This window comes from Stenotrophomonas sp. PAMC25021 (assembly GCF_004795795.1).
Taxonomy (GTDB): Bacteria; Pseudomonadota; Gammaproteobacteria; order Xanthomonadales; family Xanthomonadaceae; genus Stenotrophomonas; species Stenotrophomonas muris.
The window spans coordinates 45,474-62,016 of sequence record NZ_CP039255.1 but is presented as its reverse complement, the minus strand read 5'-3'; the positions used below and the strand labels follow the sequence as shown (position 1 = coordinate 62,016).

Below are 16,543 nucleotides of genomic sequence, written 5' to 3'. Positions count from 1 at the left end.
GTGAGGGACGTGAAGCTAGGCATTCAAGTGTGAAGGATGCGTGCACACCTGACACGTGCCATTTGTCCTGTGCGGCTGAATGCGACACGGAGTACCATCTTCCACCCTTTGCCTTCTGGAACCGACCTGCATGCGTCCTGGTGCGACTACGCGTGACCGCTGGATCTGGATGACCTCTGCCGTATTGCTGGCGGCGACCATCGCGCTGGAACTGGTGGTGCCGCTGGGATACGCGGTCTGGCTGGCCTATTTCCTGGCCGTGGGCGTCACGGTGTTCCAGCGCAGTGCGCGCGCGCCGTTCGTGGTCGCGATGATCGCCTGTGTCCTGCTGGTGATCGGCTTCAACGTGGCGCCCGCCAGCAACAACTCGTCGTTCTCGTTCGTCAACCGCACCATCGGTGGCTGCGCCTTCCTGATGATCGCGCTGATCGTCTCGCGCGCCATCCAGGCCCGCCGCCAGGCCATGCGCGCGCTCTGGCTGCAGGAGGCCGAGAACGCGGTGGCGTCGAGCCTGCGCGGCGACCTGGGGCCGGAGCAGATCGCCGAGGCGGCTGCGACGAGCCTGGCCGGGCAGCTGGACGCGGAGGTCGGTGCGGTCTATCGGCTGGAAGGCGGACGGCTGCAGCTGACCGGTGGCATGGCGCTGCCTTCGGGCGCGCCGGCCTCGCTGGCCCTGCACGAAGGGCTGGCCGGGCAGGTCGCTCGTGATGAACGGATCCGCCACCTGCATGGCGACGATGCCGTCGTGCTTGAACTGCAGACCAGCCTGGGCCGGCTGCCGGTGCGCGAGCGCATCCTGGCGCCGCTCAGCAGCGATGGTGCCGTGGTCGGCATCATCGAACTGGGCCGCGCCCGGGTCGGTGAACAGCGTGATCTGGATCGCGAGCTGCTGGAGCGCTGTGCCGAGACCATCGGCATGGCGCTGCGCGCATCGCTGTTGCGTGCGCAACTGGTGGTGCTGCTGGAAGAGTCGCAGCGCCAGGGCGAGGAGCTGCAGGCCCAGCAGGAAGAGCTGCGCGTGGCCAACGAGGAGCTGGAAGAGCAGAGCCGCAGCCTGCTGCAGTCGCAGAGCCACCTGGAAGAACAGCAGGCCGAGCTGGAACAGAGCAACGTGCAGCTGGAAGAGCGCACCCACGAGCTGGAGGCGCAGAAGCAGGCGCTGCTGGTCGCGCAGAGCCAGCTGGTGCGCAACAGCAACGAACTGGCCGCGACGTCGCGCTACAAGTCCGAGTTCCTGGCCAACATGTCGCACGAACTGCGCACGCCGCTGAACAGCTCGCTGATCCTGGCCAAGCTGCTGGCCGACAACAAGGACGGCACGCTCACCGAAGAACAGGTGAAGTACGCCCGTGCGATCCTTTCGTCCAACAACGATCTGTTGGCACTGATCAACGACATCCTCGACCTGTCGCGCATCGAGGCCGGCCATGTCGAACTGTCCGATGAAGTGGTGGTGGTCGACAGCGCGCTGCAGCGCCTGCGCGAGACCTTCGAGCCGATGGCGCGGCAGAAGGGCCTGGCCCTGCAGATCGAAGCCGATGCGCTGGCACCGAGCCAGCTGGTGGTCGACAGCCAGCGGCTGCAGCAGATCCTGAAGAACCTGCTGGCCAACGCGGTGAAGTTCACCGAGCACGGAAAGGTCAGCCTGCACGTGCGTGCGGCCGGCAATGGCCGCATCCGGTTCGAGGTCTGCGACACCGGCATCGGCATCGCCCGCGAGCAGCTGGACGTCATCTTTGAAGCCTTCCGCCAGGCCGACGGCAGCACCCGCCGTCGCTACGGCGGTACCGGCCTGGGCCTGTCGATCTCGCGCGATCTGGCCGAGCGCATGGGCGGCCAGATCCAGGTCGACAGCGAGCCCGGGCGCGGCAGCTGCTTCATCCTGGAGCTGCCATTGCAGGGCGCCCCCGCGGCGAGCGCAGCCGAGGCTGCCGAGGCCCCCGTGGCAGTGCCGGCGCCGGCACGGACACCGGCCGTGCTGCCGCCGGCGCCGGTGCGCGCTGCCACTGCGTCGGCGCCGGCCACTGCGTCGGCCGGCGTGGCCGACGACCGCGGCCGCCGCCAGCGCGCCGGGCGCCTGATCCTGGCGGTCGAGGACGATGCCACGTTCGCCGAGGCACTGGTGGCCCTGGCCCATGAACTGGACTTCGACTGCGTGGTGGCGGGTACGGCGGAAGAAGCGCTGACGCTCGCCAGTGAGCTGCGTCCGAACGGCATCCTGCTTGATATCGGCCTGCCGGACGTGTCGGGCCTGAGCGTGCTGGAGCGCCTGAAGCGCAACCCCGAAACCCGGCACATCCCGGTGCATGTGGTCTCGGCAACGGACCGCAGCCAGGTGGCGCGCGAGCTGGGCGCGATCGGCTTCGCGATCAAGCCGACCACGCGCGAGCGGCTGGTGACGGCCATCGAGCAGCTGGAACAGACCAGCCAGCGCGACGTGCGGCGCCTGCTGATCGTCGAGGACGACAGCGAGCTGCGCAGCAACCTGGAACTGCTGCTGGGCCGCGACCAGCTGCAGATCGTCGCGGTGGGCACCCTGGCCGATGCACTGGAACAGCTCAGCACGGTCACGTTCGACTGCATGGTGATGGACCTGTCGCTGCCCGACGGCAGCGGCTACGACCTGCTTGAACACATGGCCGGCAACGATGAGGTCGGTTTCCCGCCGGTGATCGTCTATACCGGCCGCGCGCTCAGCCGCGAGGAAGAGCAGCGCCTGCGCCGCTATTCCAAGAGCATCATCATCAAGGGTGCGCGTTCGCCGGAACGCCTGCTGGATGAAGTGACCCTGTTCCTGCACAGCGTCGAGGCCAGCCTGCCGACCGACCAGCAGCGCCTGCTGCGCGAAGCGCGCCGTCGCGACACCGTGCTCGATGGCCGTACCGTGCTGCTGGCCGAAGACGATGTCCGCAACATCTTCGCGCTGTCCAGCGTGCTCGAACCGCTCGGCGTCACGCTGGAGATCGCGCGCAATGGCCAGGAAGCGGTGGATCGCCTGGCCGAGCGCGAGGTCGATCTGGTGCTGATGGACATCATGATGCCGGAGAAGGATGGGCTGGCCGCGATGCGCGAGATCCGCGCGCAGCGCCACCTGCAGGACCTGCCGATCATCGCGCTGACCGCCAAGGCCATGCCGGACGACCGTGAGCGATGCCTGCAGGCCGGTGCCAACGATTACATCGCCAAGCCCATCGATGTCGACAAGCTGGTCTCGCTGTGCCGTGTCTGGTGCTCGCGGCAATGAACGAGCAGGCGCTGTTCGACCTGGAACTGAAGGTGCTGCTGGAAGCGCTGTACCAGCGCTACCACTACGACTTCCGCAGCTACGCGGTATCGTCGCTGCGGCGGCGCATCCGCCAGGCCATGCAGCGCTACGAGTGCGAGCGGCTGGCCGACCTGCAGCACCGCCTGCTGCACGAGCCGGACCTGTTCGCGCAGGCGATGCAGTTCTTCACAGTGCAGGTGTCGGAGATGTTCCGTGACCCGGCCTATTTCCGTGAGCTGCGCGAGCAGGTGGTGCCGGTGCTGCGCACCTATCCCTCGGTGAAGCTGTGGGTGGCTGGCTGCAGTACGGGCGAGGAAGTGTGGTCACTGGCGATCCTGCTGCACGAGGAAGACCTGCTCGAGCGCAGCATCGTTTACGCCACCGACATCAATCCGGCAGCGCTGGCCACCGCCGAAGCCGGCGCCTATGGCATCGACCGCATGGCCCAGTTCAGCCGCAACTACCTGGCGGCCGGCGGCACCGCTTCGCTCTCCGACTACTACGCCACGGCCTACGATGGCGCGGTGTTCAACCGCCAGCTGCGCCGCAACGTGGTGTTCGCCGACCACAGCCTGGCCACCGACACCGTGTTCTCCGAAGTGCACCTGGTGTCGTGCCGCAACGTGCTGATCTATTTCAACCGCGACCTGCAGGATCGCGCGGTGGGCCTGTTCCGTGATGCGCTGGTGCATCGCGGCTTCCTTGGCCTGGGCAGCAAGGAGTCGCTGCAGTTCGGGCGCCACCACGGTGCGTTCGAGGTCTGCTCGCGCGAGCATCGCCTGTACCGGAAAGTCGCCTGATGAGCCTGCCGATACGACCGGCCGTGCTGGTGATCGGGGCCTCTGCGGGTGGGGTCGCAGCGCTGCAGACGGTGCTTGGCGCGCTGCCTGCGGCACTGCCGGCGCCGGTGCTGGCAGTGCTGCACCTGCCACGCGATCGCAGCAGCCGCATCGCCGAAGTGCTGGCGCCGTACTGCGCGCTGCCGGTGCGCGAGGCCGAAGACAAGCAGCCGCTGCAGCCTGGCACGGTGACCTTTGCGCCACCGGACTATCACCTGCTGGTGGAAGACGCCGGTTCGCTGGCGCTGTCGGTGGACGCCCCGGTACTGTTTTCTCGCCCGGCCATCGATCCGCTGTTCGAGTCGGCGGCAGCGGTGTTCGGCGCGCAGGTGCTGGCCTTGCTGCTGACCGGTGCCAGCAGTGATGGCAGCGAAGGCGTGGCCGCCGTGCGCGCCGCTGGTGGCCGCGCCTGGCTGCAATGTCCCGAGGAGGCCGAGGCATCGATGATGCCGGCCTCCGCCCTGCAGCACGCTGGCGCCGATGCCGTGCTGCCCCTTGAACTGATGTGCCGTCGCCTGAAGGAGTTGTTTGCATGAACCTGTTGCCACCGGACCCTGCGCAGTCGCAGACCCCGGTCAACCTGCTGATCGTCGATGACGTGCCGCAGAACCTGGTAGCCATGCAGGCGCTGCTGCAGCGCGAGGGCGTGAACCTGCTGCTTGCGGGCTCGGGTGCGCAGGCGCTGGAGCTGCTGCTGGAGCACGAGGTGGCGCTGGCATTGCTGGATGTGCACATGCCGGAGATCGATGGTTTCACCCTGGCCGAGCTGATGCGCGGTTCGCACCGCAGCCGCGATGTGCCGATCATCTTCCTGACCGCCTCGCCGGATGATCCGGTGCGTGCCTTCAAGGGCTACGAAACCGGTGCGGTCGATTTCCTGCACAAGCCGGTCGCACCGCAGGTGATCCTGAGCAAGGTCAACGTCTTCATCGAGCTCTACCAGCAGCGCCAGCTGCTGAAGGCGCGCAACGAGGCGCTGGAACGTTCGCTCAAGCTCAACGAGACGATGGCGGCCGTGCTCACCCATGACCTGCGCACGCCGCTGTCGGCGATCCTGCTGTGTGCCGACAAGCTGGCGCTGGAGCTTCCAGAGGACAATGCCGGTGCGCAGCAGACCCTGAAGCACCTGGAAGCCAGCACCCTGCGCATGGCGCGGATGGTCGAGCAGCTGCTGGACTTTTCGCGGATCCGCAGCGGCGGCCTGCGCCTGCAGGCAAGTGCCTGCGATCTTGCGGAAGTGACGCGTGCCGTGGTGGCCGAAGCGGGCAGCGCCCACGGCCACGCACGGGTGCATCTCGACATGCAGGGCGATACCCGCCTGCAGGGTGATCTGGATCGGCTTGGCCAGGTCGCCGCGAACTTGGTCGGCAACGCGCTTACCCATGGCAGCGAGGCGAGGGTGGAGGTGGACGGCCGCGATCCGCGCAGCGTGCTGCTGCGGGTAAGCAACGCCGGGCGGATCGACGACGCGCTGCTGCCGCGATTGTTCGAGCCGTTCAAGGCCAGTTTCCACCCCAGCAATGGCCTGGGGCTGGGCCTGTACATCGTTGATCAGTTCGTCCGCGCGCACGGCGGCCACATCGGCGCGCGCAACGAGGCGGGGCAGGTGGTGTTCGAGGCGACGCTGCCACGGCGCTCTGAAAGCCCGGCAACGGCGGCCAGCTGAATCCTTCAGCAAGCGACGCGTGGATCTGAGACGGGCTCGTCCGCAACTGCTACCGTGGCGGCAGATATTGCCAAGGAAGCACCATGCCACTGCGTGCGATCGCCTATGTCAGCCGGGCGCTGCCGGATCTCTCCGCTCGACGGCTGCAGGCGCTGGTCGACGATGCGGCCCGCTTCAACAAGATGGCCGGCGTGACCGGCGTGCTGCTGCACGACGGCGGGCGTTTCCTGCAGTACATCGAAGGGCCGCCGGATGGCATCGGTTCGGTCTACGAACGCATCCTGCAGGCCGGCAGCCATATCGACATCATTGAACTGGCGCGCGGCCGCCTGGGCCAGCGCCAGTTTCCGTACTGGTCGATGCGCGCGCTGCCGGTGGAGGAGGCGCTGTTGCGCCAGCTGTCATCCAGTGACTGGTCGGGCTTTACCCGTACGCTGCAGGGTGATCGCTCCGCGCCGACGCCGGTGGACCTGCTCGACAACGTTGTGCAGCCAGCACTGCACGCCGGCTGAGCGTCAGCCCGAGGTGCCGCCGCCGCAATAGGCGGCATGCAGCGCCTGCAGCACGCCCAATGCGGGCCCTTCCTGCATGCGGTAGTGGATGGCCTGTGCTTCGCGCCGGGTCGCCACGATGTCCATATCGCGCAGCACAGCCAGGTGCTGCGACAGCGCGGACGCACTCAATCCGGTCAGCGCCTGCAGCTCCGGTACCGGCGCTTCGCCTTCGACCAGGCGGCACAGCACGCGCAAGCGGGCAGGATGGGCCAGGCGCTTGAGCAGGGCAGCGGCCTGCGCGGCGTGCTTGGCCATCGCGGCACTGTCGAGCGGGGTGCTGGGCATGGTTGACCTTTTTGTTTAGACGTGTCTAATTTAGATAAATCTAAATAAAAGGGCAATCCCATGAAGGGCGTGAATGAGGGCAGGGCATGAACCTGCCGTGGACTGCGGTAGCCGGCGGTGGGTCGATCGGCGCCGCCGCAGTGCTGTTGCTCGCCACCCTCGGGCGTGTGGCCGGTATCAGCGGGATCGCCGCAGGCAGCCTGCGCGCAGCGGAAGGCGAGCGCGGATGGCGCTGGGCCTTCCTGTCTGGCCTGCTCGCGGCGGCCGGGCTGGTGCTGTGGTGGCAGTCGCTGCCCGAAGCGTTGCCGCGGGTACAGTTGCGCGATGCCTTGCCTGCCTGGCAGTTGATCGGCGCCGGCCTGCTGGTGGGCTTCGGCACCCGCTTGGGCAGTGGCTGTACCAGTGGTCACGGCGTCTGTGGCATGGCTCGCGGCTCGAAGCGCTCGCTGCTGGCGGTGCTGGTGTTCATGGCCTGCGCGATGCTGACGACGTTCCTCATCCGCCACGGCGGAGGCCCGGCATGAGCCGCGCGACAGGGGCCGCGGCAGCGGCGGGTGCGCTGTTCGGTGCGGGGCTGGCGCTTTCGGGGATGACCGACGCGCGCCGTGTGCTCGGCTTCCTCGACATTGCAGGTGATTTCGATCCCACCCTGGTGTGGGTGCTGGGCGCGGCGCTGTTGGTCAGTGCGGTCGGCCAGCGCTGGGTGCTGCGCCGCGCGCAGCCGTGGTTCGCGGTGCGCTTCCAGCTGCCCAGTGCGCGTGATGTCGATGCGCGCCTGCTCCTGGGTGCCGCTCTGTTCGGTATCGGCTGGGGATGGGCTGGCTATTGCCCGGGACCGGCCATCGCCGGGCTGGCAGTCGCATCGCGTGAAGCGCTGTGGTTCGTGCCTGCAATGCTTGCAGGTTTCTGGCTGCACGATCGGGTCGTACGCTGAGGCTTCACCCCTGTGTCACCCTGCGTGCGGTCAGATCCGGGGTTCACGGGGAAAGGAGCACAACGACATGATACGGATGAAGTGGACGGGCAGGGCAATGCTGGCGGTCGCACTGGCCGCTGCGGTGGCACCGGCGCTGGCCTGCACGCGCGCGGTGTACCTGGGTGACAACGGTGATGTGATCACCGCACGCTCGATGGACTGGAAGGTCGACGTGGCGACCAACCTCTATGTGCTGCCGCGCGGCATCGCGCGCACCGGCCAGGCCGGACCGAAGTCGCTGGCCTGGACAGCGCGCTATGGTTCGGTGGTGGCCACCGGCTACGACGTGTCGACCACCGATGGCATGAACGAGAAGGGCCTGGTGGCCAACCTGCTGTGGCTGGTCGAATCGGAGTATCCGCAGCAGCGCGGCAACAAGCCGGGACTGGCGATCTCGCTGTGGGCGCAGTATGTGCTGGACAATTTCGCGACCGTGGACGAGGCGGTGGCGGCGCTGAAGCGTGAGCCGTACTCGATCGTCACCGACAAGGTGCCGGGCGAGGACCGCCAGGCAACGCTGCATCTGTCGCTGTCCGACGCGAGCGGCGACAGTGCCATCGTCGAGTACATCGGGGGGCGCCAGGTGATCCACCATGACCGGCGCTACCAGGTGATGACCAACTCGCCGATCTTCGAGCAGCAGCTGGCACTCAACAGCTACTGGCAGCAGATCGGTGGCACGGTGATGCTGCCAGGTACCAACCGCTCGTCCGACCGCTTCGCGCGTGCGTCGTTCTACATCAATGCCATTCCCAAGGCCGAGGACCCGGTGGAAGCGCTGGCCAGCGTGTTCAGCGTGATCCGCAATGCGTCGGTGCCGTATGGCATCACCACGCCGGGCGAGCCGAACATCTCATCGACGCGCTGGCGCACGGTGGCCGACCACAAGCGGCGGTTGTACTTCTTCGAATCGGCGCTGACCCCCAACACCTTCTGGATCGATCTGAACAAGGTCGATTTCGGCGGCCAGGTGCTCAAGCTCGACCTTGGCAAGGACCAGCGCAACACGTTCGCCGGCGATGCATTGGGTCACTTCGTACCCAGTGCACCGTTCGCCTTCCTCGGCGTGGACGGCTAGCGCGAGGCCTGGTCCGGCGCGTCCTTCGGATAGACCGCCAGCACGCTGCAGCCCGGGCGGGCGAAGCGCGGCGTGCTGGCGCGCATGTCGCCGGGGATTCCGGACGGCGTCTCCACGATGCGATCGCCCGGATTGCCACAGATCAGGCCGTTCTGGAAACCGGACTGGAATTCCACCGAGGTCGCCCCGGCCAGGATCGAGCAGCTGCCGGCCAGTTCGACGCGGTAGTAGCGATTGCCGCCATTGCGGCGCGGATTGGTCTCCACCACCACGCCTTGCGGATCCTCGTTCCAGCTGCGCACATGGCGGGTGGCGAAGCAGAACGCTGGCGAGGCCTGGAAGGTATGGCGCGGGCTGCTGCCGCCACGGCTGGGCTTGCCTGTGGCGGTCACGTTCACCGGCGGCAGGGTGGCCGCGTACAGGCGGCTGCTCTGGCGTGCGGTGCTGGCGAACTCCCGGTTGTCGATGGGGGTGACACTGCCGACGCCGCAGCGGCGGCCATCCACCATCACCTGTTCACTGGGACGGCCGCAGGCCCAGCCCGAAGGCGCCTCCAGCCGCAGTGCGCTGGCTTCGTTGACACCCGGGCAGGCTGCGCTGAAGTCGATGCGGAAGGCCTGGCCCCTGCCATCACGGACCGCGATGGCGGTCGGTGTCTCCTGCTCGACCTGGCGTACGTCACGTGCGTCCAGGCAGTGCGGTGCAGGTGCGATGCGCTCGGCGGCCGATGGCGCGGATGGCGCCTGGGCCAGGGCGGCCAGGGGTAAGGCGCTGGCCAGTGCCAGCGGAAGCAATCGGATCATGCTGTTCATCCTGCCATCCCTGCGTCTGTAACTGGCTGGAACATAGCATGGCCGGTGCCGGGGCCGCGTTGCAGGGAAATGCCAGCACGCGCACACTCGTCATATGGGCGCGATCTTCCACCTGCGGCACTACGGCCAGGCCACCGGCCTGGACCGTCATGACTACGCGCAGTGGGTGCTGCCGCTGCAGGGCGAACTGCAGTTCGAGATGCAACGCCGCGGTGGTCGCCTGGACCTGCTGCAGGGGGCCTTCGTCGCGGCTGGCGAAGCACACGACCAGATGGCCGATGGCCCGAATGCTTTCGTGATCGTCGACTGCCCCCCGGGTGTGCTCGATGACGGTACCCAGGAACACCTGTGCCGCCAGCGCTGGCTGCATCTGCCACTGGCGCTGCGACAGCGCCTGGCGCAGGTGTGTGAGGGCCAGGCACTGCCGGCCCTGTTGCCGCAGCTGCTCCAGGTGTTCGCACCGGCGGGCAGTGGTGCGCGCCTGCAGGGCCTGTGCGCGGCGGTGCAGGTTGATCCGGGCCAGGCGTGGCCGGTAGCACGCATGGCCGCCTTCGTCGGTGTCAGCGAAAGCCGGTTGCACGCGCTGTTCCAGCGGGAGTTCGGGCTGAGCCCGCAGGCCTGGCTCAGTGCAAGCCGGTTGCGTTGGGCCAAGCACCAACTGCGTACCAGTGCGGCGCCGATCAGCGATATCGCGCTGGCGGCAGGCTATTCCGAGCAGAGTGCACTGACCCGTGCGCTGCGTCGTGAGTGCGGGCAGACGCCGGCCGCCTGGCGCAGGGGCGCCATCTGACCTGTAGAGCCGAGCCCACGCTCGGCTGCCCTTATCTGCACAGCGGCCAATCGCAGCCGAGCATTGGCTCGGCTCTACAGAGATGACAAAGGCAATAGCCTCGGTCAAGAGGGCGCCACTGGTGAGCGCTTACACTGCGCGGCCCGTTCTCTTCCCCCGAAGAACCCGAATGCGCAACAACCCGATGGCCCTGGGCATCGCCAATGGCGTTGCCGCTGGCGCGCTGTGGGGCGTGGTCTTTCTCGCGCCCGCCGTGCTGCAGTCGTTCAATGCCCTGCAACTGTCCGCCGGTCGCTACCTGGTCTATGGCCTGATTGCCATCGCTCTGCTGCTGCCGCGCTGGAAGCGGCTGGCACCGCGGCTGGGCCGCGCCGAATGGTTCGGGCTGCTGTGGCTGAGCCTGGCCGGCAACCTGGTGTACTTCCTGCTGCTGGCCACGGCGGTGCAGTGGGCCGGTGGCGCGGCGGCGTCATTGATTGTCGGCCTGATTCCGGTGGTGGTCACTGTGGTTGGCGTGCGCGAGCAGGGCGCGGTGCCGTTGAAGCAGCTGCTGCCGGCGCTGGGCCTGTGCGTGCTCGGCGTGGCGCTGGTGGGCTGGGAAGCATTGATGTCCGAACACCTCGCAACACCGTGGCGGCAGCGCCTGATTGGCCTGCTCTGTGCGTTCGGTGCGCTGTTCTCGTGGGCGCTGTACTCGATCGGCAACAGTCGTTGGCTGGCGCGCCGGCCGGACCTGTCCAGCCACGACTGGTCGTTGCTGACCGGCGTCACCACTGGCGGCCTGGCCCTGCTGCTGGTGCCGATGGCCTTCATCGGCCACAGCGGTACCCACACTGCGGCGCAGTGGAGTGGCTTCTGGGCGATCAGCGCCGGCGTGGCAGTGGTGGCCTCGATCCTCGGCAACGCGTTCTGGAACCGTGCCAGCCGCCTGCTGCCATTGACCCTGACCGGGCAGATGATCGTGTTCGAGACGCTGTTCGCGCTGGCGTATGCCTTCGCCTGGCAGCAGCGCTGGCCCTCGCTGCTGGAGGCGCTGGCGATCGTGTTCCTGGTGGCCGGCGTGATGCTGTGCGCGCATGCCCATCGCTCGCCACGGGCGATCGCCGAACATGCAGGCTGATGTGGGCGTCAAGCGTGCTGATGCCGGCTTGGTCTCAGATGCAACCAAATGCCGGCACGTTGGCCGATGATCGCCGCAATGATTTTTTGCATCGCAGCACTTGACAGCGGGCCGGCGCACAGTGTTTTCTGTGCGTCATGGTCCTTGATGCCGCCCACGCCAGCCTGATCGCCCCCGCCATTGCGGGCCGTCCGACTGCGCCGGTCGCCACCACCACCATTACCACCACCACCGTCACCACTGCCCTGGTGCGGCCCGTCGTCTTCGTGTAACTCCCGAAAACCACGGCCCCGCACCATCCAGGTGGCGGGGAAACTCGACACCTGCATGCGACGGGGCCTCCTACCGAGGTCTGCATGTCTTCCCACGCCCCCGCCCATCCCGTTGCCCCGGCCGATCTGGCTGCACCGTCCACTGTCGTGCACAAGTTCGGCGGCACCTCGGTGGCCGATGCCGAACGCTATCGCCATGTTGCCGGCCTGCTGCTGGCCCGTCCTGAGTCGCTGCAGGTCACTGTCGTCTCGGCGATGAAGGGGGTCACCGACGCGCTGATCGATCTGGCGCAGCTGGCGGCAAAGGGTGACCAGGGTTGGCGCGAGGCCTGGCATGCCCTGCGCGCGCGCCACCGTGGCGCCGCCGTGGCGCTGCTGGGCGAGCAGGTCGGCGAGACGGTCGAATGGATCGACGCCCGCTTCGATCAGCTGGCCGAAGTGCTGGCGGCGCTGGCGGTGATCGGCGAGCTGCCGCGCGAGGTGCTGGACCGCGTGCAGGGCCTGGGCGAAGTGTTCTCCGCGCAGCTGCTTGGCACCCACCTGCGTGCCTTGGGAGAAGACTGTGCGGTGCTCGATGCGCGCGATGTGCTGGTGGTCGGGCATGGCGAGCTGGGCGTCGATGTCGACTGGGAAGCCAGCGCCGACCGCCTCGCGCAATGGCGCCTGCAGCATCCGCAGCCGCGCTTGGTCGCCACCGGTTTCGTCGCGCGTGACCGTGATGACCGCATCACCACCCTGGGCCGCAACGGCAGTGACTACTCCGGCGCGATCTTCGCCGCGCTGTTCAATGCCGATGAACTGCACATCTGGACCGACGTCGACGGCGTGCTGTCAGCCGACCCGCGCCTGGTACCCGAAGCCGTGCAGCTGGAATCGCTCAGCTACGACGAGGCCTGCGAACTGGCCTACTTCGGCGCCAAAGTGGTGCACCCGCAGACGATGTCGCCGGCGATCCGCCTGGGCCTGCCGATCTTCATCCGCAATACGTTCCAACCGGCGCATCCGGGTACGCGCATCAGTGCCGAGCGCTCGCCGCGTGGGCCGGTAAAGGGCCTGACCCTGAGCCCGGGCCTGGCCCTGTTGAACCTGGAAGGCACCGGCCTGATCGGCGTGCCAGGCACTGCAGAGCGCGTATTCGCTGCCCTGCGCCAGGCGCAGGTGTCGGTGGTGATGATCTCGCAGGGTTCGTCGGAACATTCGATCTGCTGCGTGGTGCGCGCCGCCGAAGCTGCACGTGGCCGCGAGGCGCTGCTGCATGCGTTTGCGCATGAGCTGTCGGTGGGCCAGGTGCAGCGCGTGCAGGTCAGCGAGGGCGTCAGCGTTCTGGCGGCAGTGGGCGACGGCATGGCCGGCCAACCTGGCGTGGCGGCGCGCCTGTTCGAGGCGCTGGGCCGCGCGCAGGTGAACATCCTGGCAATCGCGCAGGGCTCGTCCGAGCGCAACATTTCGGTGGCGGTGGACAGTGCCGATGCCACCCGCGCCCTGCGCGCCGCGCATGCCGGCTTCTGGCTGTCGCCGCAGACCTTCGCGGTGGGCGTGATCGGGCCTGGCAACGTCGGTGCCGCGCTGCTGGACCAGCTGCTGGCCGCGCGCCCGCAGTTGCTGGCCAAGGCCAATGTCGACCTGCGCCTGCGCGCACTGGCCTCGCGTTCGCGCATGCGGCTGGATGCGGATGGGCTGCATGCCGACTGGCGCGAAGCCCTTCAGCAGGCGGGTGAGCCCAGCGATCTGGATCGCTTCACCGAACACCTGCTGGCCGCGCACCTGCCGCATGCGGTGGTGATCGACTGCAGTGGCAGTGCCGAGGTGGCCGAGCGCTATGAGGGCTGGCTGGCAGCCGGCATCCACGTGGTCACACCGAACAAACAGGCCGGCGCCGGGCCGCTGCCGCGCTACCAGCGCATCCGCGCCGCGGCGGCGGCCAGTGGTGCGCGTTTCCGCTACGAGGCCACGGTGGGCGCTGGCCTGCCGGTGATCACCACGCTGCGTGACCTGGTCGATACCGGTGACGAGGTGCTGGCCATCGAAGGCATCTTCTCCGGCACGCTGGCCTGGCTGTTCAACCGCTTCGATGGCAGCCAGCCGTTCTCCGCGCTGGTGGCGCAGGCGCGGTCGATGGGCTACACCGAGCCGGACCCGCGCGATGATCTGTCCGGCGTGGACGTGGCGCGCAAGCTGGTGATCCTTGCCCGCGAGGCGGGCCATGCACTCAGCCTGGAACAGGTACAGGTGGAGAGCCTGGTGCCGGCGCTGCTGCGCGAGGGCAGCGTGGATGACTTCATGGCACGGCTGGGCGAGTCCGACGCCAGCCTGCTGCAACGCCTGCAGGATGCGCGGGCGCGCGGCGCGGTGCTGCGCTATGTGGCACAGCTGGGCGCCGACGGTGCCTCGGTGGGGCTGCAGGAGCTGCCGGCCGACCACGCCTTCGCCAACCTGCGGCTGACCGACAACGTGGTGCAGTTCCGTACCCGTCGCTACTGCGACAACCCGTTGGTGGTGCAAGGGCCGGGTGCGGGTCCGGAAGTGACGGCAGCAGGTGTGTTCGCGGACCTGCTGCGGGTCGCCGCCGGTGAAGGAGCACGGCTGTGATCGCACGTGCGTTCGCGCCTGCCTCGGTGGCCAACGTGGCCGTGGGCTTCGACATTCTCGGCCATGCCATTGCCGGTATCGGCGATACCGTGAGCGTGCGCTGCATCGACGAGCCGGCGGTGCGGATCGATGCGATCCGTGGCAGTGCCGTCGCGCTGCCACTGGACGCCGCCGGCAACACTGCCGGGGCTGCGCTGATGTCGCTGCGCGAAGGCCTGGGCCTGGACTTCGGTTTCGCGGTCGAGATCGACAAGGGCATTCCCTTCGGTTCCGGCATGGGCGGTTCGGCAGCGTCGAGTGTCGCAGCGCTGGTCGCCGCCAATGCGCTGCTGCAGGCCCCGCTGCCGCGCGAGGCGCTGTACCCGTACGCGCTGGACGGTGAGGCGGTGGCCAGTGGTGGCCGTCACGGTGACAACGTCGGCCCGCTGCTGCTGGGCGGCCTGGCGTTGTGTACGGCCGATCGCCTGTTGCCGATCCCGGTGCCTGCCAGCTGGCACAGCCTGCTGGTGCATCCGCACGCGGTGCTGGAAACGCGCCGTGCCCGCCAGGCCCTGCAGGGCAGCTATGCGCTGGGCGAGTTCGTGGCACAGAGCGCGAACCTCGCGCTGGTGCTCAGTGGTTGCCATCGCAGTGATGCGACGCTGGTACGCGCGGGACTGCGCGATGTGCTGGTCGAACCGCGGCGGGCCGGATTGATTGCCGGCTTCGAGGCCGCCCGTGATGCAGCGCTGTCGGCCCATGCAATGGGCGCGGGCATCTCCGGTGCCGGACCCAGCGTGTTCGCCTGGTTCGAGGATGCCGACCAGGCCCGCGCCGCCGTGGCGCCGGTGCAGGCAGCGTTCGCTGCGGCCGGCTTCGACAGTGACGCCTGGGTATCGCCGCTGGATGCGCCGGGAGCCCGGCTGTGCTGAATCCTTCCCCTTCTCTGGATACCGAACCCATGCAATTTGTTTCGACCCGCGGCCAGTCGCCCGCCGTTGGCCTCAGCGCGGCGATCGCCGCCGGATTGGCGCCCGATGGCGGGCTGTACGTCCCCGCGCGTCTGCCGGCCGCCCGCGAACTGCAGGCCGGGGCGACCCTGGCCGATACCGCTGCCGATCTGCTGGCACCGTTGTTTGCGGGCGATGCACTCGAGACTGCGCTTCCGGCGATCTGCCGCGAAGCGTTCGACTTCCCGGTGCCGCTGCGTGCACTCGGCGAGGGTGACCACGTGCTGGAGCTGTTCCATGGGCCGACGGCGGCGTTCAAGGATATCGGCGCGCGCTTCCTCGCCGGTACGCTGTCGCGGCTGCAGGCCGGCAAGGACCGCGATCTGACGATCGTCGTCGCCACGTCCGGCGATACCGGTGCCGCCGTTGCAGCGGCCTTCCATCGCCAGCCGGGCGTGCGTGTGGTGGTGCTGTATCCGGAGGGTCGCGTATCTCCGCGCCAGGCGCATCAGCTCGGTTGTTTCGGCGACAACATCCAGGCCCTGCGTGTGGCCGGTGCGTTCGACGATTGCCAGGCGATGGTCAAGCAGGCGCTGGCCGACCGCGAACTGCAGGCGCAGGTGCCGTTGAGCTCGGCCAACAGCATCAGTCTGGGCCGCCTGCTGCCACAGATGAGCTACTACGCGCATGCAGCGTTGACCCACTACGCCGCGCATCGTCGCCGGCTCAATCTGGTAGTGCCGACCGGCAATCTGGGCAATGCAATGGCGGCGGTGCTGGCGCGCGCGCTGGGCGTGCCGATCGGTCAGATCGTGCTGGCAACCAATGCCAATGCCGTGCTGCCGGCGTACTTCAATGGCGGCGACTACCAGCCGCAGGCGAGTGTGGCGACGGTGGCCAATGCAATGGACGTGGGTGCGCCGAGCAACTTCGAGCGACTGCGCTGGCTCTACCACGGTGACGACGCGGAACTGCGAGCTGCGTTCCGCGCGTTCGCTGTGGATGACGTGACCATCCGCGCGACCATTGCGGCAGCGCATGCCAGCCACGGCGAGCTGTTCTGCCCGCACACGGCGACGGCGGTAAAGGTGCTGCAGGACCTGCGTGCACGCGGTGCCAAGGGCGACTGGGCGGTGGTGGCCACGGCGCATCCGGCCAAGTTCGAGGCTGTGGTCGAGCCTCTGATCGACGAAACGGTGGCGGTGCCACCTGCGCTGGATGCCTTGCTGCAGCGACCGGCGCACGCCGAACCACTGGCGGCAGATTACGCGGCGTTGCGTGAGGTGTTGATGCGTTGATCGGAGAGGGATCCGGTTGCCGGCCAGCGGCCGGCACTACCCGTGTTGCATCCTTCCGGTAGTGCCGGCC

At 68.1% G+C, this 16,543-nt stretch carries 16 protein-coding genes; 13 read left to right on the top strand and 3 right to left on the bottom strand.

Going from position 1 to position 16,543, the window contains the following annotated elements; translation table 11 throughout:
- Positions 1-130: 130 nt before the first annotated feature.
- From E5790_RS00260 to E5790_RS00240, 5 genes are all read left to right on the top strand, one after another.
- Entirely contained in the window at positions 131-3,244 is a 3,114-nt protein-coding gene (locus tag E5790_RS00260; RefSeq protein ID WP_111206796.1) for a response regulator, read from the top strand.
- On the top strand, positions 3,241-4,065 hold the full coding sequence (locus E5790_RS00255; protein ID WP_075076806.1) for a CheR family methyltransferase: 825 nt from the start codon (positions 3,241-3,243) through the stop codon (positions 4,063-4,065). The genes E5790_RS00260 and E5790_RS00255 overlap by 4 nt, the downstream gene beginning before the upstream one ends.
- Positions 4,065-4,640, top strand: coding sequence for a chemotaxis protein CheB (locus E5790_RS00250; RefSeq protein WP_046430340.1), 576 nt, complete (start codon positions 4,065-4,067; stop codon positions 4,638-4,640). Before E5790_RS00255 ends, E5790_RS00250 begins: the two co-directional genes overlap by 1 nt.
- A complete protein-coding gene (locus E5790_RS00245) occupies positions 4,637-5,770 on the top strand; it encodes a hybrid sensor histidine kinase/response regulator (protein WP_032957670.1) in 1,134 nt (377 codons plus the stop codon). The genes E5790_RS00250 and E5790_RS00245 overlap by 4 nt, the downstream gene beginning before the upstream one ends.
- Before the next feature lie 83 nt (positions 5,771-5,853).
- Positions 5,854-6,282 (top strand): BLUF domain-containing protein, encoded by a 429-nt coding sequence (locus E5790_RS00240; protein ID WP_014646933.1) that lies wholly within the window; start codon positions 5,854-5,856, stop codon positions 6,280-6,282.
- Between the two features lie 3 nt (positions 6,283-6,285).
- On the opposite strand, the gene E5790_RS00235 is transcribed toward E5790_RS00240, so the two are convergent.
- Positions 6,286-6,609: a metalloregulator ArsR/SmtB family transcription factor gene (locus E5790_RS00235; protein ID WP_032957672.1), complete on the bottom strand. Its 324-nt coding sequence runs from the start codon at positions 6,607-6,609 to the stop codon at positions 6,286-6,288.
- Positions 6,610-6,695: 86 nt separating this feature from the next.
- On the opposite strand from E5790_RS00235, the gene E5790_RS00230 reads away from it, so the two are divergent.
- The 3 genes from E5790_RS00230 to E5790_RS00220 all read left to right on the top strand — a co-directional run bounded on the left by E5790_RS00230 (position 6,696) and on the right by E5790_RS00220 (position 8,663).
- Positions 6,696-7,133, top strand: a complete 438-nt coding sequence (locus E5790_RS00230; RefSeq protein ID WP_111206797.1) for a YeeE/YedE family protein — start codon at positions 6,696-6,698, stop codon at positions 7,131-7,133.
- A complete protein-coding gene (locus E5790_RS00225; RefSeq protein ID WP_049440814.1) occupies positions 7,130-7,543 on the top strand; it encodes a DUF6691 family protein in 414 nt (137 codons plus the stop codon). Before E5790_RS00230 ends, E5790_RS00225 begins: the two co-directional genes overlap by 4 nt.
- A 67-nt stretch (positions 7,544-7,610) precedes the next feature.
- A complete protein-coding gene (locus E5790_RS00220) occupies positions 7,611-8,663 on the top strand; it encodes a linear amide C-N hydrolase (RefSeq protein WP_111206798.1) in 1,053 nt (350 codons plus the stop codon).
- Here E5790_RS00220 and E5790_RS00215 read toward each other — a convergent pair.
- A complete protein-coding gene (locus E5790_RS00215) occupies positions 8,660-9,466 on the bottom strand; it encodes a DUF6491 family protein (RefSeq protein WP_049406516.1) in 807 nt (268 codons plus the stop codon). The genes E5790_RS00220 and E5790_RS00215 overlap by 4 nt on opposite strands.
- A 103-nt stretch (positions 9,467-9,569) precedes the next feature.
- Between E5790_RS00215 and E5790_RS00210 the strand changes: the two genes are divergently transcribed.
- Both E5790_RS00210 and E5790_RS00205 read left to right on the top strand, forming a co-directional pair.
- The gene (locus E5790_RS00210) at positions 9,570-10,265 is read left to right on the top strand and encodes an AraC family transcriptional regulator (RefSeq protein ID WP_111206799.1); all 696 of its coding nucleotides are present in this window, start codon (positions 9,570-9,572) and stop codon (positions 10,263-10,265) included.
- Between the two features lie 169 nt (positions 10,266-10,434).
- Complete coding sequence (locus E5790_RS00205) at positions 10,435-11,385, top strand: DMT family transporter (RefSeq protein ID WP_032957678.1); 951 nt, start codon at positions 10,435-10,437, stop codon at positions 11,383-11,385.
- An 8-nt stretch (positions 11,386-11,393) separates the two neighbouring features.
- Here the strand turns inward: E5790_RS00205 and E5790_RS21885 are convergent, their stop codons facing one another.
- Complete coding sequence (locus tag E5790_RS21885) at positions 11,394-11,714, bottom strand: hypothetical protein (protein ID WP_164072103.1); 321 nt, start codon at positions 11,712-11,714, stop codon at positions 11,394-11,396.
- Positions 11,715-11,741: 27 nt separating this feature from the next.
- Here E5790_RS21885 and thrA point away from each other — a divergent pair, with 27 nt between their 5' ends.
- From thrA to thrC, 3 genes are read left to right on the top strand one after another with little or no spacing between them, the layout of a single operon-like run.
- Entirely contained in the window at positions 11,742-14,246 is a 2,505-nt protein-coding gene (gene thrA / locus E5790_RS00200; RefSeq protein ID WP_111206800.1) for a bifunctional aspartate kinase/homoserine dehydrogenase I, read from the top strand.
- A complete protein-coding gene (locus E5790_RS00195; protein ID WP_111206801.1) occupies positions 14,243-15,157 on the top strand; it encodes a homoserine kinase in 915 nt (304 codons plus the stop codon). Before thrA ends, E5790_RS00195 begins: the two co-directional genes overlap by 4 nt.
- A gap of 29 nt (positions 15,158-15,186) precedes the next feature.
- Positions 15,187-16,473, top strand: a complete 1,287-nt coding sequence (thrC, locus tag E5790_RS00190) for a threonine synthase (protein WP_111206802.1) — start codon at positions 15,187-15,189, stop codon at positions 16,471-16,473.
- Positions 16,474-16,543: the final 70 nt, after the last annotated feature.

Bases quoted from the DNA above. Each gene is read 5' to 3' on its own strand.
- E5790_RS00210 (WP_111206799.1), top strand. From the start codon at position 9,570: ATGGGCGCGATCTTCCACCTGCGGCACTACGGCCAGGCCACCGGCCTG.
- E5790_RS00235 (WP_032957672.1), bottom strand. From the start codon at position 6,609: ATGCCCAGCACCCCGCTCGACAGTGCCGCGATGGCCAAGCACGCCGCG.
- E5790_RS00205 (WP_032957678.1), top strand. From the start codon at position 10,435: ATGCGCAACAACCCGATGGCCCTGGGCATCGCCAATGGCGTTGCCGCT.
- E5790_RS00245 (WP_032957670.1), top strand. From the start codon at position 4,637: ATGAACCTGTTGCCACCGGACCCTGCGCAGTCGCAGACCCCGGTCAAC.
- E5790_RS21885 (WP_164072103.1), bottom strand. From the start codon at position 11,714: ATGCAGGTGTCGAGTTTCCCCGCCACCTGGATGGTGCGGGGCCGTGGT.
- E5790_RS00230 (WP_111206797.1), top strand. From the start codon at position 6,696: ATGAACCTGCCGTGGACTGCGGTAGCCGGCGGTGGGTCGATCGGCGCC.
- thrA (WP_111206800.1), top strand. From the start codon at position 11,742: ATGTCTTCCCACGCCCCCGCCCATCCCGTTGCCCCGGCCGATCTGGCT.
- E5790_RS00225 (WP_049440814.1), top strand. From the start codon at position 7,130: ATGAGCCGCGCGACAGGGGCCGCGGCAGCGGCGGGTGCGCTGTTCGGT.
- E5790_RS00240 (WP_014646933.1), top strand. From the start codon at position 5,854: ATGCCACTGCGTGCGATCGCCTATGTCAGCCGGGCGCTGCCGGATCTC.
- E5790_RS00255 (WP_075076806.1), top strand. From the start codon at position 3,241: ATGAACGAGCAGGCGCTGTTCGACCTGGAACTGAAGGTGCTGCTGGAA.
- E5790_RS00215 (WP_049406516.1), bottom strand. From the start codon at position 9,466: ATGATCCGATTGCTTCCGCTGGCACTGGCCAGCGCCTTACCCCTGGCC.
- thrC (WP_111206802.1), top strand. From the start codon at position 15,187: ATGCAATTTGTTTCGACCCGCGGCCAGTCGCCCGCCGTTGGCCTCAGC.
- E5790_RS00260 (WP_111206796.1), top strand. From the start codon at position 131: ATGCGTCCTGGTGCGACTACGCGTGACCGCTGGATCTGGATGACCTCT.
- E5790_RS00250 (WP_046430340.1), top strand. From the start codon at position 4,065: ATGAGCCTGCCGATACGACCGGCCGTGCTGGTGATCGGGGCCTCTGCG.
- E5790_RS00220 (WP_111206798.1), top strand. From the start codon at position 7,611: ATGATACGGATGAAGTGGACGGGCAGGGCAATGCTGGCGGTCGCACTG.